Below are 17016 nucleotides of genomic sequence, written 5' to 3'. Positions count from 1 at the left end.
TTTATTTGACCAAGTCATCACTATGGAAAGATCGAACACTCTCAATCAATGCATCGATAAGCAGGGTCAAAGCCTTTGGCTGATATTTTCTTTCTTTGTACACTAAATACGCTTGGCGATCACCCCGATGATACTCAGGGAGCACTTGAATCAGATTCATCTCTGGAGATACATGGCGAAAAGGCAGTGAAGCAAGCCCCAACCCCTTCAGCGCTGCGGCGGCCACAGCATTGATGTCATTGACAATAAACTTCGGTTTAATCGTCACCATCTGCTCTAAGCGGTCAGATTTGTAGAGCGGCATATCAAAAACATCATCGACATTAATCCAGTCGTGATGCTCTAGATCACCTGGATTTTTAATCGCACTGTGGGAATCCAAATAATCTGGGCTCGCAAAGAAACCGTGTTTGGCTTTAAACAGTGGCCGAGCAATCATGCCTTCCATGTCGGAAATCTTAAACGTAATCAACAAGTCACGATCAGTTTGAGGAACCACTTGCTGCTGACTCAGAGTTAAATCAAGCTGCACATTGGGATACTCAACAAGATATTGCTCAATGGTCGAACGTAGAAAGCCACTGTAGAAGTTATGAGGCACTGCGAGCTTTATCTTACCTTGAATCGCATCGCGCTCCTCAAGCAAGCTACTGAAGCCTTGATGCAGCGATTCCATACCACTGCTCAACGCAGCAAAGGCCGCCTCGCCATCTTTAGTGGCCACCAACTCACGACCTTTCTTTTCTAAAAGTCGGATACTCAGGCGCTCTTCCAATGCGGTTAATCGACGCGACATGGTCGACACAGGTAATTGCAGACGTTTCGATGCCGAAAGCAAAGAACCCTCTTCAACCACTGCACAGAATAAGAACAGATCATCAATGTTTCCAAATATGGAATTCATACTTCTATATGTGCCTATTTTTCTCATTAATGGATAGATGTAACCTTATCTCATCAACAACAGAAAATCACGGGAGAAACATACAATGAACAATAAACAATTTTGGGTAACGGCTATTTTATCTTCCCTGACCATGGCAATGATTATGTCTGGGGTTATCTCAGGTTACAAAATGGGGTTCAGCCACGAATGGCCGCCTATTTGGCTACAAAGCTTCTTTATTGCTTGGCCTTGCGCATTAACACTCAACCTAACCGTACTGCCATTGATTCGAAAATTAGCAGCGTGGATATGTAAGCCAAGAACTAAAACGATACCTAACCCATTAATTTCACCTGAAACAACTAACTAAGTCGATCATGAGACTAGGCGGATCATGTCGCTACCCACGGAACGATGATCAAGGGAAATTCGATCAGCGGTTCCGAACAGATACTACGAACGGGTACAGTGAATAAAAACAGTAAGCAATCACAGCAGCAGACCAAAGAAAACAGCCAACACTCAGAGGCACACTTTTAAGTTCTTCTATCTCTGAATAAACGGCATAAAAAAACCGAGCACTAGGCTCGGTTTTTTGTATTCTACATTCTACTCACAAGAGCAAAGCTATCAATTATAGATTGATATTACAGCTCAGCGTTGTGATAAACCTGTTGAACGTCATCACAGTCGTCAAGCATGTCTAAGAACTTCTGGAACTTCTCAGAATCTTCTTCAGCTACTGGCGTAGTTGTTTGAGGAACGAAAGTGATTTCCTCAACGTCTAGAGTTAGCTCAGGGAACGCAGTGTGTAGTGCAGTCTTCGTTTTGAAGAACTCAGTCGTTGGAGCGAATACAGTGATAACACCGTCTTCTAGCTCAACGTCAGTCACGTCTACGTCTTCCATCATTAGCGTTTCTAGGATGATCTCGTCATCTTCGCCAGCAAACTGGAATACAGCTTGGTGAGCGAACATGTGAGAAACTGTACCTTCAACACCGATTTTCGCACCAGTCTTAACGAAACATTGGCGAACGTCTTGGAAAGTACGGTTGCCGTTGTCAGTTAGACAGTCAACGATTACGCTTGTGCCACCAGGGCCGAAACCTTCGTAACGAGCTGGTTGGAAGTCTTCACCGCCGCCGCCGTTCGCTTTATCGATCGCTTTGTCGATAACGTGAGCTGGTACTTGGTCTTTCTTAGCTTTAGCAATCAGGTGCTTAAGAGGTAAGTTCATGTCTGGGTCAGAGCTGCCGTTCTTAGCCAGTACGTAAATCTCTTTACCGTATTTAGAATAAACTTTAATTTTTGCGCCTGCAGTTTTCGCCATTGAGGCCTTGCGCACTTCAAAACTTCTTCCCATCGGGATCTTCTCTCTGATTCAATTAACGGAGCAAATTCTAGCAAATTACTGTGTCATTTCAATTCTACAGCTTTGCTGGGTAAGGTTTATCTGCGTTTATGCGACACCCATTACCCGTTTGTATTTTTCTACAGACTGATCAAACCAAGCCTTTTCTTCTGGGTCACCTAGCTTCATTGCTTCTTCAACAATGGCTTCGGGGCCACATTTCGCCTGCTTCAATTTCCATACAAGAAACGATGCCTGCTTATCCAGTTCGATTTTATTTTTCTCACTGGGTGGAAGGAGTGAAAGGTTGATAGACATTATTAGCCTTCGTCTGTAATACGCTTGGCCGAGAAATATATCATAGAGCAGCCTCATAAAACCAATACTATGAGTAACAGAAAGGCTTTATGAGGCAAGAAACCAAGCAAGTCACTGATGCAGGTCAAGCTAGTTTAAGAGAAGTGACGCCCCATGATGCGAAAGTTTCGCTTATTCAACTCATACCATGAGCCGAATAATGAGTTAATCACATCACAAAGGAGAAAGAGTACTTTCTAACCTCCAAAGCTACTCACTCACGGCGAACACATCGCAGCGTGAGGCGCAGATGAAGTCATTCTTGTGCAGGCCTTTGATTGAGTGGCTCCACCAAGTGACGGTGACTTTGCCCCACTCCAATAGGATCGAAGGGTGGTGGAACTCTTCTTCTGCCAACTCTGACACTTTATTGCTGAATGCCCATGCTTGTTTGTAGTTCTTAAACTTAAACACCTTCTCAAGCTGTGGGATACCGTCTCTTTCGATGATCAGCCAGTCTGACAACTCCAACAGTAAAGATTGTTGGTCATCTTTACTTAGGGCAATCGCATCGATACTGCAGGCTTCGCATTTTTGTTCATTCAACATGTGTAGGTTCCTTGGGTTCAAAAAGTGGTGGTAGTAACCCCGCATCGATGGCGAGATCAGCTTGCTGTAATAGGTTTTCCTGACTGATTTTGAAGAGCTCAGACAGCTCGTCGATCACGTAATATTTCGGCTGCATGATGTCGATGCGATAAGGCGTTCTTAAAACCGTTCGTAGATCGAACCGCTCGCGAACGGCCAAGTCCCCTCCCAACGCATACATAGTTTCCGCCGGAGACGAAAGAATACCACCGCCATAGATTTTCAGTTGTTGGCCTTCTTTTACTAAACCGAACTCGACCGTAAACCAATACAAACGGGCAAGATAAGCGCGCTGTTTGGATGTCGCTGCTTGGCCTAGTTTTCCATAATGCTCAGTGAATGCTGCGAAATCAGCATTAGTGAGCATGGCACAGTGACCAAAAATTTCATGAAAGAAATCAGGTTCTTGTAAATAATCGAACTCGTCTCGCGTCCTCAAAAATGTCGCCACTGGGAATTTCTTATTGGCGAGCAAATCAAAGAAACGGTCAAAATCGATTAACGCAGGAACAGGCTGAACCTGCCAACCTGTTGTTTCCTTCAGCACTTTGTTTATCTCAGGAAGCTGAGGAACTCTGTCTAATGGCAGATCCAGCAGGGTCAAACCGTGCAAATAAGCATCGCATGCGCGGTCACTAATGACGTCCAGTTGCCTTTTCACCAAGTCGTGCCAAATGGCATCTTCTTCGAGGCTCCACTCAACCCATCCCTCTTGGCTCACGGGCTTAGAATGATATTGAGTCATTACACACCTCCTTTCGAATGTCTCACTTTAAGCCTATCTTCACTCCTTATAAGCGCCAATTTGCGCGATTTTTCGAAACAGGCGATCGTGTAACATTTTATTTACACAATTCCGCCAGACGCTTATTTTGCTGAACTTTTGACTTTGTAAAACCTAAATACCAGACTGAAAACGTTAACTTTTTGTTAAAGGTAAAGGAATGCACGAAAGCAATAAGCCCATTTGGCAGCCAAGCGAGCAGCGTATAGACGATGCCAACTTAACCCGATTTATCGATAGCCTTGAACAGTCTGGGTTAAACCTGGATAGGGACGTAAAAAGCTACACCGAACTCCATCAATGGTCTGTGGATCAACCGGAATCGTTTTGGCAAAACGTATGGCAGTTTTGTGGAGTAGTCGGCTCGCAAGACTGTATTAACAAGGTAGAAAGCGAGACCATCAAAGCTCAAGGTGAGAGCCGCTGGCAGCAGCCTAAGTCGAATCGTGATGCGGTTTGGTTTCCAAATGCGCAGGTGAACTACGCCGAGAATTTGCTGCGTTTGGCCCACACCATGCCTGATGAGCTTGCGATTTGGTTTGAGAATGAGCGTGGCGAACAACAGAGCTATACATGGAAAACCCTGTGTGAAGCGGTCTCTAGCGTTCAGCAATGGCTTGTTGATAGCGGAGTTCAACAAGGTGATGTAGTTGCTGCATATACGCCCTATCTGCCACAAACTGTAATAGCGATGCTGGCAGCCACCAGCTTGGGCGCAATTTGGACATCGACTTCGCCTGATTTTGGCATCGAGAGTGTGATTGAACGATTTGGTCAAGTGAAACCCAAGGTGCTGTTCACCTGTGATGGCTATACCTTCAATGGCAAAACGTTCAATATGACGGACAAGAACCGTGAAATCATCGAGCACTTAACCGATCTAAAACAGGTGTGTCAGATCGGTTACTTGGCAAGGAATGACTCTGAAAATGATGTGCCGACCCGAAGCTGGCACAGTATCATTAATCACTATCAGCCACAGCCTGTGCGATTTGTGCGTGTCGGCTTCAATGAACCGTTGTTTGTACTCTACTCTTCCGGCACGACAGGCAAGCCTAAGTGTATTGTTCACTCGGTTGGTGGCACCACCATCAACCACCTAAAAGAGCATCAACTTCATTGCGACGTTAAGCCAAACGATCGCGTGTTCTACTACACCACATGTGGTTGGATGATGTGGAACTGGCACGTCTCTGCACTCGCCAGCGGCGCTTGTTTGGTGATCTTTGATGGCAGCCCTATTTACCCGCAACCCAATGTACTGTGGGACTTGGCACTGCGCGCCGATGTGTCGCTATTTGGTACATCTGCCAAGTATCTAGAAGCGATCGAGAAGGCAGAGCTTTCACCTATCGAAAGTCACTCTCTGCCTCACTTAAGAACACTGTGCTCGACGGGTTCTGTGCTCTACCCAGAGCAATTTGATTACGTTTACAAACACATCAAACAAGATCTGCATTTAGCGTCCATTTCTGGCGGTACGGATATTTGTGGCTGCTTTGTGTTGGGTAACCCGATCTCGCCTGTGTATCGCAGTGAGTGCCAACAGGCAGGGCTGGGAGTCGACATCAAGGTGTTCAATTCGTCTGGTGACAAGGTCAATCACGAACGTGGCGAACTCGTGTGTACAAACTCCCTACCCAACTTCCCTGTTGGTTTCTGGAATGACACCGGAGAGCGCTACCACAGCACTTACTGGGACAGGTTTGATAATGTGTGGCATCACGGTGACGAAGTCGCTCAGAGCGAACATGGTGGCTACCTGTTCTACGGGCGAGGCGATACCACTCTCAACCCTGGTGGCGTGCGAATTGGTACCGCCGAGATCTACCAGCAAGTAAACACCATTGAGGGCATCATCGATTCCATCGCCGTCGGTAAAAATGTCGACCGCAACGAACAAATATGGCTGTTCGTTCAACTGCAGCAAGGTGTGAGCTTAGATGATAACTTACTGACAGCCATCAAAAGTAAACTCAAATCCTCTTGCTCACCGAGGCATGTACCAAGCCAGATTTTTGCGATCAGTGACGTGCCAAAAACACGATCAGGTAAATTGGTGGAGTTGGCAGTGAAACAAGTGATCAATGGCAAGAGTGTAGAAAACATCGGAGCAATTGCTAACGCCGAGGTTTTGGAAGAGATAAAGCGCGCTGTTTCGCTGTAGCGCTGAGACCTAGAAGAACATGAGTTAGAAATAAAAAGTCCTCCGTGGAATTTAACGCCGCGGAGTTTTTTTGATCTTCTTATTCGCTTTATTTAGTGGGCTAGTCAGCACGAGCCTGTCATTTTCACTCAAGGTTTAAGTTGTTCCAATCGGGAATATTGGAAGATTCAAATTTAATGGCACGAAAGCTGAAGAACTTGTCGATCATAACTGACTGCTTTTCGAAGAGATGGAGGTAGAACCAATGGGGTTATATACCGTATATCATGAGAACCGACATTTAACTGCAAGAATCAGAGCTTTAATCGATCATCTTGTTGCTCGGTTTAACGACTAAGCGCTAACCAGTATTAGGAATTTAGGTGCCTCGCTTATATCTAGTTCTGGACGAATTCTGACCGGCTCATTTACATTCTAATGAGTCTCAGAAATAGTCTTAGTGTGCTCTAGGTAAGAGCCAAACTACATCAGTAAATCCCCGTATCTCACTTTATTGGTATCTACGATTTTTTTCTCAATAAAGTCTAAGAATACTTTAACTCTAACGGGTAAAACTCTGCCAGGTGGCCGTACCGCCCAAATTTTTGTGTCGTTCACAAGCTTATAATCCGGAAGGATTTGAATCACTCGACCAGATTTTAACGAAGGCCCTGCATGCCAGTAAGAAGCCATACCAACCCCCATACCAGACTCAACAAGATCACTGATCGCATCCCCTAAGTTTAAGGAGATCGGATTTGCTACAGATACCTTGTGTACTTTCCCGTCAGCACTCATAAACGCCCAATCGACAGCATGACCCAAGGGCAAACATCGATGCTTGAGTAAATCTTCTGGGCTTTCAGGTGCACCATATTTTTCAATATAGTCTGGTGAAGCAACTAGCATAATTGGATTGTCAGCCAGTCGCCTCGCTAACAGGTTACTTGAAGACAAGTTACCAATACGGAAGGCTAAGTCGTAGCCATGCTCAATTAAATCCTCGGTTTTATCATTAAAGTCAATTTCCAATTCAAGATTAGGATACAGCTCGAGTAACTCAGGGATAAAGGGAACAATGTAATGTCGACCATATGAAGCTGATACAGCCACTTTTAATCGCCCTTGAACATTGCTTTCGCTACCTTTGAAGACATTTGCCACCTCTTCAACATCGTCAACAATGCGTCTGGCATGAGGTAGAAACATTTCACCATCATGAGTCAATGTGATGGTTCTTGTTGAGCGATGGAACAGTTTTACGCCCAGCTCCGCTTCTAATTGTTGGACTCTTTGGCTGGCATTAGTCGTTGAAAGCCCAAAGTCTTCGCCAGCACGTCCAATTTTTCCTATTTCTACAACTCGTAAGAATAACGCTAAGGTTTTTAGATCAAAGTTCACTTCATCCGCCTCTCTATTAATCCCGAATTTAAGGATAGTCTTTCCTTAATTCGCTAGATGATACCAAATAATGGCACATATATAATCATTTACGAGTTCACCAACGGAGACAAACCAATGAAAGCAATTATTACTCATCAAGCAGGCGGCATTGAAAACCTACAGTTGCACGACGTAGAAAAGCCAACAATTAGAGCCAATGAAGTACTAGTAGAAACTCGAGCCATCAGCATTAATCCTGCTGATACCAAAGTGAAGTATGCAGAAGAAGCGTTACTTGATTTGTATGGCGAAGAGCGTCCTATCATTTTGGGGTGGGACATTGCAGGCACAGTGATTGAAGCTGGTGCAAACGTCACCAATTTCAAAGTGGGTGATAACGTCTTTGGTATGGTGAATTTTCCAGGAAATGGTAAAGCGTATGCGGAGTATGTTGCCTCTCCAGAATCACATCTCGCATTAATACCTGAGGGCGTTAATTTTATCGATGCAGCAGCAACCACACTTGCTGCCATGACGGCCTATCAGGCATTAAACGGTCGGGTAAACCAAGGTGATAAAGTTCTTATTCATGCGGGATCTGGCGGCGTGGGCCACTTTGCCGTTCAAATAGCCAAACAGATGGGCGCTTATGTTTATTCGACAAGTTCGGTTCGAAATAAGGATTTTGTGATGTCACTTGGTGCAGATGAGCACATCGATTACCGTGAGCAAGACTTTGAAAAAGTACTTCATGATATTGATTTAGCGTTCGACACGGTGAGTCCAGAAAACGCTGAAAAGTCGCTACAAGTGCTGCGTTCTGGTGGTCAACTCGTTTCAATTACGATTCGAGAGCCTTCAGATAACATGCAAAAAACTGCGTTTGAATCAAATTTAACGATTACTCCGCTTCTTGTTCAATCTAACGGTGAAGACGCTTCAAAGATTGCTGAAATGCTCGCCAACAACTCGATCAAACCACACGTATCTCAAATTTTCGAGTTTAAAGATTTAGCTCTGGCGCACACTGCTGTCGAAACTGGCCGAACCGTAGGTAAAGTTATCGTAACGGTTTAGTTCCCATAAGTCATTGAAGTTAAAATTAAAAATCTAACAAGGTGTAGAGTCATGATTAACCAAATTGTAAAGTTCACAGTAAAGCCAGAATACGAAGACGAATTTCAACAACAGCTATTGGAGCACCAACTGGCGAGTAGCCAAGAAGCTGGCAATGTGGAGATGCGAATCTATGTTGATAACCAAGATTCGAATCTATTTTTTGCCTACGACCGTTGGGTTAATCAGGAGGCTTTGGATTCACACTTACAGCAGGCACACACTCAAAAACTCATCAAACTGACAGAAACTGCTTTGGTTGAGCCTGCGATGGTTTTGAACCTTAGTGAAACAACCCCTGCGCCTGTGGCCTTGAAGCAAGCAGATAAAGAGGAAGAGAAATTTAATATTTTCTTCATTTTCAAACTAAAAATGGAACATCGTGAAGCGCTAATCGCCCAGTTCGAGGAGCATATTCAACACACTCGCACCGAGGCAGGTAATTTGTTGTTTGATTTGTTTACCATTAATGGCAATGACGACACGTTAGCCGTGTATGAACACTGGAGAAAAGAATCGGATGTTTGGGATATCCACTTTAATCAACCTTACTCGAAAGTGACTGGGGCATTAATGGAGAAAGCCGTGGTAGGTGATATGAACCAGTACATGAACTTTGTCACTCAAATAGCGGGTTGATTGGAGATAATAATGACGGCTTATTATGTAGTTAATTATGATATTGCGGATGAAGAACTTTATGCGCAATACAACCCTGGATTAAATCATGTCACTGCTAACACGGTTGCAAAGCATGGTGGTGAGATTTTGGTCGCAACAAGTGAAGGTCAGACACTGTCGGGGCAATGTTTACAAATGAAAGTAATCATTCAGTTCCCAAGTAGAGAAGCTGCATTAGCATGGGATAATGACATTGAATATCGTGACGCAAAACTCATACGCCTTGCTGCCACTACCAATATAGATTGCTACCTTGTAGACAAATTGGTTGTTCCGTCTTAATACCAAGAATCTTATTTAAGTACAGGTAGTGGAAGGCGTAGCAGATGAGTAAAGTTGATCGTTACTTTTAGGTGATTCGAATACTTTGTAGAAGCAGAGATTATTCGCATCACCTTAGTTCTATTGGCTTCTTAACAAGCTTTTGTCCCGCGGCGTTCAATCTAACCCTCACCATAGTTTGCCAGGACGAAAAATATCAAAGCAAAAGGATGACTAGAAATACCAACATAAGGCTTTCTAACCTCGGAAAAGCCTGCAGCTATAACTAAACAGCGGTTTCCAAGATGGTGGGGATTCGCTTTGCTAGTATCTCAGCAAACTTTTCATGCTGAGATGCTTGCCAATGTATACCTTCTTTTGGGCAAGGTTGGATTTCGGTTGCAGCATCAAAGAAATGACAACCCAGCTCTTGGGAGCGAAGTTTAAAATAGTGTCCTAGCTGCTTTGATTTAGCTTCAGCGTTCGTAAAACCCTCTTTTAATGGATTCACTTCAAGGACATGAGTAGGTGACACTAGCAAGACTTCAGCAGGCTTAGTCATAAAACCGTGTTGATAGGTTTGTATCAGTTGAACGAGTCTTGCAGCCCCTTTAGATATATCACTGGCTGTCAAATTGAAACGAGATTTGAGGTCATTGGTTCCAAGCATCAGTATAACAAGATCGGGGTGATGGCTTTCTATGCACGGTAAAAGGTAATCTAGCCCTTTTTTTCCTGCTTCATAAGGATCATCTAAAACGGTTGTTCTGCTGTTTAAACCCTCTTCAATCACGACATAATTAGGGAGTTTTGATTGAAGTAACATCGTCCAGCGCTCTGCACGGTTATATCTACGCGGTAAGTCTGGGGAACATCCCCAAGTGTTGGAATCGCCAAAACATAGAACTGATTTCATAGCCATTTTATTCGTTGATTTAAAGATATTTAATTGTATTACAAATAAAATAAAAATTGTTAGCACGACGTCAGACACACCTTAGATGCTTGTGGTATATCGTATTGCAGTCGAAATTAGCCGTAAAGTGTTGCTATACGTTTACGTAAGTACATTCGCATCCGCTTGGTTCTCTGGCATCGCCTCAATAAAAGCGGGTAACTGATTACACGCTTCGACAATTGAGTTAATCAGCGGATACGGCGACATATCAACATCAAAGCGCAGCGCGTTATAGGCTTGCGGCACTAAGCAAATATCAACAATACAAGGGGAGTCAGTGAGGCTATACACTGAATCGCCATGTGCTTTTCTGTGCTTCGCCAACTTCTCTTCTAACGCTGAAAACCCTTGGCTCATCCAATAGTGAAGCCAATCCATTTTAGCCTCTTGCCCGCATGACAATTCTCGCTCCAAATACTGCAACACGCGCAGGTTATTAAGAGGATGAATTTCCATCGCAATATCCTGAGCCATCGCCAGTGCTTGATAGCGCAGTGGTGTTTGCTCAGGAATCAGCGAGACTTCCGGGCTACTCACACATAAATAGTGCTCGTCGAGATATTGCAAAATAACTAGTGACTGATTGAGTTGAACGTCACCATCCACCAGCACCGGCACTAATTCACTGGCATTGAGAGCGCGATATTGTGGGTCATGCTGCTCGCCACCATTACGCACCAAATGCACCGATTTAGACTCGTAGTTGAGTTGCTTCAGGTTTAATCCAATACGCACTCGATAGGCAGCAGACGAGCGCCAGTAACCGTAAAGTATAATGTTCTTGTTCACGATGCTCTCGCTCATACAGAAATCCTATTACGTGGATTATACCGCTCGATACTGGCTCACTTTTTGGTCAATCGCACCAAAAATGGAGTCACCCGCTGCATCAAACATCTCAAGCTTGATCGAATCGTCAAACGACATGAATTGAGTCGACGATTTACCATCACGAATAGTCTCAATCATTCGCACTTCGGCAATACATGAATAACCCACACCGCCTTCGGCAATTGAGGTGCCGTGGTCAGTCCCTTGCTTATTAGAAACCGTGCCCGAGCCTATGATTGTGCCTGCAGACAGTGGACGAGTTTTCGCAGCATGGACGATCAGCTCAGCGAAATTGAAGGTCATATCGACGCCAGCATTCGGACAACCAAAAGGCTGGTCGTTGTAGGTCGATATCAGCGGTAAATGCACCTTGCTGCCTTTCCACTGTTCGCCAAGCTCATCGGGTGTCACCGCAACCGGAGAGAACGCCGAAGACGGTTTAGATTGGAAGAAACCAAAGCCCTTAGCGAGCTCTGCCGGAATCAAGCCACGCAGCGACACATCATTCACTAACATCAATAGGCGAATAGAATCATGCGCTTGCTTGGCACTGGCACCCATTGGTACATCTCCGGTGACAACCGCGACTTCACCCTCGAAATCGATACCCCATTCATCACTGGCAAATTCAATATTGTCACGCGGCCCAATAAACGCGTCTGAGCCACCTTGATACATGAGCGGGTCAACCCAGAAGCTTTCTGGCATTTCAGCACCACGCGCTTTGCGTACAAGCTCAACATGGTTTACATAAGCACTGCCATCCGCCCATTGATAAGCGCGTGGCAAAGGTGATTCACAATACTGAGGTGCAAAGACTTCACTGCCAGTCACATGCCCGTTATTTAACGAGGTGTATAACTCTTCTAACTGAGAAGCAACGCTGTCCCAGTTATCCAATGCTACCTGCATGGTTGGCGCCAGATGCATCGCATGGAAGATTTCAGTGGCAGGTACACACTGTTTGAGATCTTTACTCACGACCATCAATAGGCCATCACGAGTACCATTTTTCTTGGTTGCTAATTTCATCCTTGTTGCCCCTTACTTCTCTTGCCAGCTGTAGACATATTCTTTGTTCTCAACGCTATCGAGTTCATCAGAGAACTGCAGCGCGTGGCGAGTATCGATCATCACCGCGACTTCATCGGTAAACTTCTTCTTATGTGCCTGACCCGCTTTGAAAGCCTTTGGGTGAGGCCCATGCGTAAACCCAGCTGGATGGAAAGTCACCATGCCCGCTTCAATGTTATCGCGACTGAAGAAGTCACCTGCGTGATAGAACAGCACTTCGTCGTAATCATCGTTGTTGTGGTAGAACGGCACTTTCAACGCCCCAGGATCGCTCTCAATCGGGCGTGGCACAAAGGTGCACACCACAAAGCCTGCGCCAACAAACGTCGTATGCGCAGAAGGTGGCAAGTGATAGCGATGTGACATCAGCGGTCTAATATCGCGCCAATTCACTTTCACCACAGCTAAGTCGCCATGCCAGCCAATTGCATCCAATGGATTGAACGGATAAGTAATAACGCTGACTTTGTCGTGGCGTTTCACCTGAACCTGAGTCTGGTTTTCTGAATACTGAGCGCGGAATTGATCATTGATAGAAGGGATGTCGAGCACAGCAGGATCAAACACCGCGTGATTACCGACCATACCTTTCTCTGGCAGGGAGTAAGCCGCATCTGTGTTCTCAATCATCAAGATAAACATCGGCTCGCTTGGCTCTAAACGCCAGTTGGTCGAGCGCGGGATCATCACGTAATCCCCTTCACTCACCTCTAAATGGCCATAGTCGCAATAGAGATCAGCACTGCCTTGATGAATGAACAGCAGCTCATCACCGTCGGAATTACGCACCAAGAAATCCATCTTCTCGTCCATGCGCCACACACGAATTTTGCAGTCCGCATTGCGCAAAAGATGAGGCACCGCCCAAGGGGTTATCTGGCTGGCTTTTTCCACCAGCGTAAAATCAAAAGCGCGAGGACGTAAATCGCCCTCCCACTCCGACCAACCTGTTGGGGCATGTTGGTGGTGAAAATGAGCGGCAGGGCCGAAGAATCCACTTCGGCCCGCCTCTCGCTCATAAATTGCCTCTTCGGGGAAGTCGGCATGCGCTTGTTTAGAGCACACACCCTCCCGATGAGGAAACGAGATCCATTTATGCATCGTCTAATACTCCTCGACGAATCTGGTCCTCTTCAATCGATTCAAACAGCGCCTTGAAGTTACCTTCGCCAAAGCCTTCGTTGCCTTTACGCTGAATGATTTCAAAGAACACAGGCCCGATTACCGTCTGCGTGAAAATTTGTAGCAAGATGCCGTCTTTGGTCGGCGCGCCATCAATCAAAACACGCAGGTCACGCAGCAGATCAGTGTCTTCACCGTGGCCTTTCACACGATCGTCAACTTTCTCGTAGTAAGTGTCTGGAGTTGGCATAAAGTCCATGCCGCGATCACGCAGAGTCTTCACGGTTTTGTAGATGTTATCCGTTGCGAGTGCAATGTGTTGGATACCTTCGCCGTTGTATTCGCGAATAAACTCTTCGATTTGTGATTTGTCGTCGGAAGACTCATTGATAGGGATACGGATTTTGCCACACGGTGAGGTCATGGCGCGGCTCACAAGGCCTGTCAACTTGCCTTCAATGTCGAAGTAGCGAATCTCACGGAAGTTACCAAGACGTTCATAGAATCCGGACCACACATCCATATTGCCTTGCTTAACGTTGTGCGTGAGGTGGTCGATTTCATACAAACCAACATTGGCTTCGGCCATGCGCTGTTCCGCATCGTCATAGAATCGGAAGTCGACGTCGTAGATGCTCTGCTTGCCATAACGATCCACAAAATAGAGCAGGCTTTCACCGATGCCGTAAATGGCAGGAATGCTCAGCTCCATCGGCCCTATTTCTGTTTTGTACTCTTCACCACCGCCCTTAAACGCTTGTTCCATTGCAGCGGTTGCTTCGTTGACACGAAACGCCATGCCACACACCGATGGCCCATGCACCTTAGCAAACGCTTCCGCTTGGCTGTGAGGCTGCTCATTGACGATAAAGTTGATGTCACCTTGTCGATACAGCCAAGCCTCTTTTGAGCGGTGCTTGGCTATCTCAGCAAAACCAAGTGACACAAACAGCGCTTTAAGTTGCTCAATTCCCTTGTGGTCAACGGCCGTGTACTCAACAAACTCGAATCCATCCGTGCCAAGCGGGTTGTATGTATCCACCATGAACTTTCTCCTTGTACCTATTGGTTTTGTATTTATTACGTAGTTGTGTGTTTTTATCCTTGATTAAATTTGGTCCACAAGCGGAAAGATTGGAATGGATGGAAGGAAAAGGGCAATTTCGATGAAACCCTGTCAATTTGTAAAATATTTGTTACACACAAACCATCAAGACAAGAAAGTGAGTGCTATCAAGGGATTGAAAGATGGTGGTTTGATTTACAGCAGAGTAAGAGATGTTATTGCATTGTTACACGCATGGGCTTTTAAGCGAAAGGGATAACATCGATTTAGTGCCGCCTTCGATGTTATCGGAAAAAGAAGGCGACTTTTGAACTTCATCAATTTAAAGAGTTACAGACGAGATACTCTTGAACGCATAGAAAGCACGGACATCAAACTGATAAGCACCAATAACCCGGTACCCGCACCACTACGTTCAATATCTTCAGCGCTATCATCACTTCTTTCAGCAATGTCTTCACTTGTTGCTCCAGATATCGGGATAAGTTTCACAGCCACCACCCTCTCGTCACCTACTCCATCATTACAATAAGCAAAGTGCGCGGTTGAATCATAACCCATAGAAGAGGAGCTACTTTCACTCGCAAAACATTGTATTGCCGTCCCTGAGATAACCCCCGCGTCATTAATGTCGGTTGCGTCCAATATTCTAAAGTGGTTGTTGGCATCACTGTCGTCACCACCGTTAGTTAGGTCGTCTAACCACCAAGCTTGATCATTATATCTTGCACGTCTATCAGCATCGGTACCAGTGTCGTTATAAGGGAAAATGAAGCCGCGATGCCTTCTTTCATGGCCGTCTACTTCAGCGTGAGTTTCGGCGTCAACATAACCAACGATTTCATTGTAGCTGTTGATCTCACTTGCTTTTCCCTCTGCACTGTCAAAGAAAATGTCTTCACCTAAACTTGCGAAGAATGTGGCTGTTGGCGTTGTGTCATTCGCATCAGCGACAAACATACGATTGTCAGATACACGATCCGACGGATAATCGCCATCTCGTTTTGCATAACCAATAACCATCATGTTTTCATTAATGTCTGTTGCGACAGAATTACTGTGAATGTATGAATCACTCACTTCTACCGTCGCATTAGCGATAAATGTCGTCGTCCAAGCATTTTCCGAAACGCTGAAATTTGACGTGCTGCTTGGCCTAAACACAGCAGCCTGCATAAGAAAGTTATCAGAATCATCTAGCTCTGTATTGTAACCAACTAAAACAGGATAAGAGCTATATGTCCCTCTAGATGAAATCGTTGCAGCCCTCACACTCGCCTGTGCTGAAGCTTCATCATCGTTGTAAGAGTAATAGGTCGAACTGGTTTCCCAATCGGATACTGAAAAACGGTTTCCATCATCATTAGGGCCATTCGAATCGGTTATATTCCAGACAAAAGCTCGATTAGCAAAAGCAAAGTTCTGACACTCTGGATATAAAGCAGGCTCAATATCTACATCAATACAATTATCTAAATCCTCTGCATCACTGTCGGAGGTATACGGAGAATCATAATCTTTATAGCCATCACTGTAATAAAAAGTCGCAACGGACGCGCTTCCGACCACATAGCTTTCTCCTCCATAACTGAAAGAATCAAAAGCCATCGTTCTTCCCATTTGGGAGATTATATTCGCTTCGCCGTCAGCATCGCTGATCGTAATGCTGGTATCGGCTTCAGGTTGGAGAACCGTAAATTCAGTGCCTGTATCGTAGTAACCACGCTGCCTATACAACTGAATATATTGGTTGTTATAGCTGTAGTAACCACTGCTGGTGTTACCAAGAACAAAACCATTCTCGTCAACTTTAGTGATGACCTTCTCCTCTGTTCCATCAACAAAGGAATAACTATAACGGCTCACATCAGGTGAGTTACTGCCAACATCAGGGATCTCACTTAACGAGTCAGAGTCATAAAAAGCCGTGGAATTCGTCTGATAGCTCAGCTCGTAATATGCATCACGCTCATTTCTCAAGCCTCCAATACCAGCATCCTCATCGCCATACCACAACAAAGAACTCCAAGCTTCACAAGTCGCGTAGCCAAGTTCACTCGTGCAGTAGCTATAGATATCGTCATAATCCAAATCGTAGAACGTGTTATCGATACCTAAAGGGACCTCCTCTTTAAAGGAAAAACCTGGTTCTGCATTTTGAGCTTCACCTGCGAATGCGTAGTCGGTGTCACCACAACTGGTACTAAAGCAATCCGTTGTACCAAGCTCTGGTTCAACTGCGACCCCATACACCGATTCCGTTTCTACTGGTGATTCCTCTAAAACCACCCTATAAAGCGCAGCGTTACTATAAGAAGCAACCAACAACGTAGAAGAGACAACGACTGATTTTTTTACCATTGCCTTCATTCTACGGCTCCTAAAAAATAATCCATTTCAATACCAACGAT

At 45.1% G+C, this 17016-nt stretch carries 17 protein-coding genes; 5 read left to right on the top strand and 12 right to left on the bottom strand.

The genetic code is table 11. The features are described 5' to 3' along the window. Window position 1: 1 nt before the first annotated feature. Window positions 2-904, bottom strand: a complete 903-nt coding sequence (locus tag ITG09_22115) for a LysR family transcriptional regulator (protein ID UPR54077.1) — start codon at window positions 902-904, stop codon at window positions 2-4. 85 nt (window positions 905-989) lie between these two features. Here ITG09_22115 and ITG09_22110 point away from each other — a divergent pair, with 85 nt between their 5' ends. Further along, window positions 990-1256 (top strand): DUF2798 domain-containing protein, encoded by a 267-nt coding sequence (locus ITG09_22110; protein ID UPR54076.1) that lies wholly within the window; start codon window positions 990-992, stop codon window positions 1254-1256. A 277-nt stretch (window positions 1257-1533) separates the two neighbouring features. Here ITG09_22110 and ITG09_22105 read toward each other — a convergent pair whose 3' ends face one another. The 4 genes from ITG09_22105 to ITG09_22090 form a co-directional block, all read right to left on the bottom strand. Beyond that, complete coding sequence (locus tag ITG09_22105) at window positions 1534-2250, bottom strand: YebC/PmpR family DNA-binding transcriptional regulator (protein ID UPR54075.1); 717 nt, start codon at window positions 2248-2250, stop codon at window positions 1534-1536. Between the two features lie 96 nt (window positions 2251-2346). Next, window positions 2347-2556, bottom strand: a complete 210-nt coding sequence (locus tag ITG09_22100) for a DUF3283 family protein (GenBank protein ID UPR54074.1) — start codon at window positions 2554-2556, stop codon at window positions 2347-2349. Window positions 2557-2805: 249 nt separating this feature from the next. Then, complete coding sequence (locus tag ITG09_22095; protein ID UPR54073.1) at window positions 2806-3144, bottom strand: 4a-hydroxytetrahydrobiopterin dehydratase; 339 nt, start codon at window positions 3142-3144, stop codon at window positions 2806-2808. Further along, window positions 3134-3928 carry a phenylalanine 4-monooxygenase gene (locus ITG09_22090; protein ID UPR54072.1) on the bottom strand — a complete coding sequence of 265 codons (795 nt, stop codon included), beginning with the start codon at window positions 3926-3928 and terminating at the stop codon, window positions 3134-3136. The genes ITG09_22095 and ITG09_22090 overlap by 11 nt, the downstream gene beginning before the upstream one ends. Window positions 3929-4127: 199 nt before the next feature. Between ITG09_22090 and ITG09_22085 the strand changes: the two genes are divergently transcribed. Further along, the gene (locus ITG09_22085) at window positions 4128-6134 is read left to right on the top strand and encodes an acetoacetate--CoA ligase (protein ID UPR54071.1); all 2007 of its coding nucleotides are present in this window, start codon (window positions 4128-4130) and stop codon (window positions 6132-6134) included. Window positions 6135-6596: 462 nt separating this feature from the next. On the opposite strand, the gene ITG09_22080 is transcribed toward ITG09_22085, so the two are convergent. After that, window positions 6597-7514: a LysR family transcriptional regulator gene (locus tag ITG09_22080; GenBank protein UPR54070.1), complete on the bottom strand. Its 918-nt coding sequence runs from the start codon at window positions 7512-7514 to the stop codon at window positions 6597-6599. A 117-nt stretch (window positions 7515-7631) separates the two neighbouring features. Here ITG09_22080 and ITG09_22075 point away from each other — a divergent pair, with 117 nt between their 5' ends. Genes ITG09_22075 through ITG09_22065 form a run of 3 tightly spaced genes read left to right on the top strand, consistent with a single transcriptional unit; the run spans window position 7632 to window position 9575 of the window. Continuing rightward, complete coding sequence (locus tag ITG09_22075) at window positions 7632-8573, top strand: NADP-dependent oxidoreductase (GenBank protein ID UPR54069.1); 942 nt, start codon at window positions 7632-7634, stop codon at window positions 8571-8573. A 51-nt stretch (window positions 8574-8624) separates the two neighbouring features. After that, window positions 8625-9251: an antibiotic biosynthesis monooxygenase gene (locus tag ITG09_22070; protein ID UPR54068.1), complete on the top strand. Its 627-nt coding sequence runs from the start codon at window positions 8625-8627 to the stop codon at window positions 9249-9251. Between the two features lie 12 nt (window positions 9252-9263). Beyond that, entirely contained in the window at window positions 9264-9575 is a 312-nt protein-coding gene (locus ITG09_22065) for a DUF1330 domain-containing protein (protein ID UPR54067.1), read from the top strand. 265 nt (window positions 9576-9840) lie between these two features. On the opposite strand, the gene ITG09_22060 is transcribed toward ITG09_22065, so the two are convergent. The 6 genes from ITG09_22060 to ITG09_22035 all read right to left on the bottom strand — a co-directional run bounded on the left by ITG09_22060 (window position 9841) and on the right by ITG09_22035 (window position 16975). Next, on the bottom strand, window positions 9841-10527 hold the full coding sequence (locus ITG09_22060) for an SGNH/GDSL hydrolase family protein (protein UPR55236.1): 687 nt from the start codon (window positions 10525-10527) through the stop codon (window positions 9841-9843). An 84-nt stretch (window positions 10528-10611) separates the two neighbouring features. Continuing rightward, entirely contained in the window at window positions 10612-11316 is a 705-nt protein-coding gene (gene maiA / locus ITG09_22055; protein ID UPR54066.1) for a maleylacetoacetate isomerase, read from the bottom strand. A gap of 21 nt (window positions 11317-11337) precedes the next feature. Next, a complete protein-coding gene (locus ITG09_22050) occupies window positions 11338-12375 on the bottom strand; it encodes a fumarylacetoacetate hydrolase family protein (protein UPR54065.1) in 1038 nt (345 codons plus the stop codon). Window positions 12376-12387: 12 nt separating this feature from the next. Continuing rightward, window positions 12388-13518: a homogentisate 1,2-dioxygenase gene (locus ITG09_22045; GenBank protein ID UPR54064.1), complete on the bottom strand. Its 1131-nt coding sequence runs from the start codon at window positions 13516-13518 to the stop codon at window positions 12388-12390. After that, window positions 13511-14584 carry a 4-hydroxyphenylpyruvate dioxygenase gene (hppD, locus tag ITG09_22040; GenBank protein UPR54063.1) on the bottom strand — a complete coding sequence of 358 codons (1074 nt, stop codon included), beginning with the start codon at window positions 14582-14584 and terminating at the stop codon, window positions 13511-13513. The genes ITG09_22045 and hppD overlap by 8 nt, the downstream gene beginning before the upstream one ends. A 351-nt stretch (window positions 14585-14935) precedes the next feature. Further along, window positions 14936-16975, bottom strand: coding sequence for a DUF3466 family protein (locus ITG09_22035; protein ID UPR54062.1), 2040 nt, complete (start codon window positions 16973-16975; stop codon window positions 14936-14938). Window positions 16976-17016: the final 41 nt, after the last annotated feature.

It is taken from the genome of Vibrio cyclitrophicus, assembly GCA_023206055.1.
In the GTDB taxonomy this organism is placed as follows: Bacteria; Pseudomonadota; Gammaproteobacteria; order Enterobacterales; family Vibrionaceae; genus Vibrio; species Vibrio cyclitrophicus_A.
Note: the sequence above shows the minus strand (reverse complement) of the source record. Positions and strands in the feature narration are given on the sequence as shown.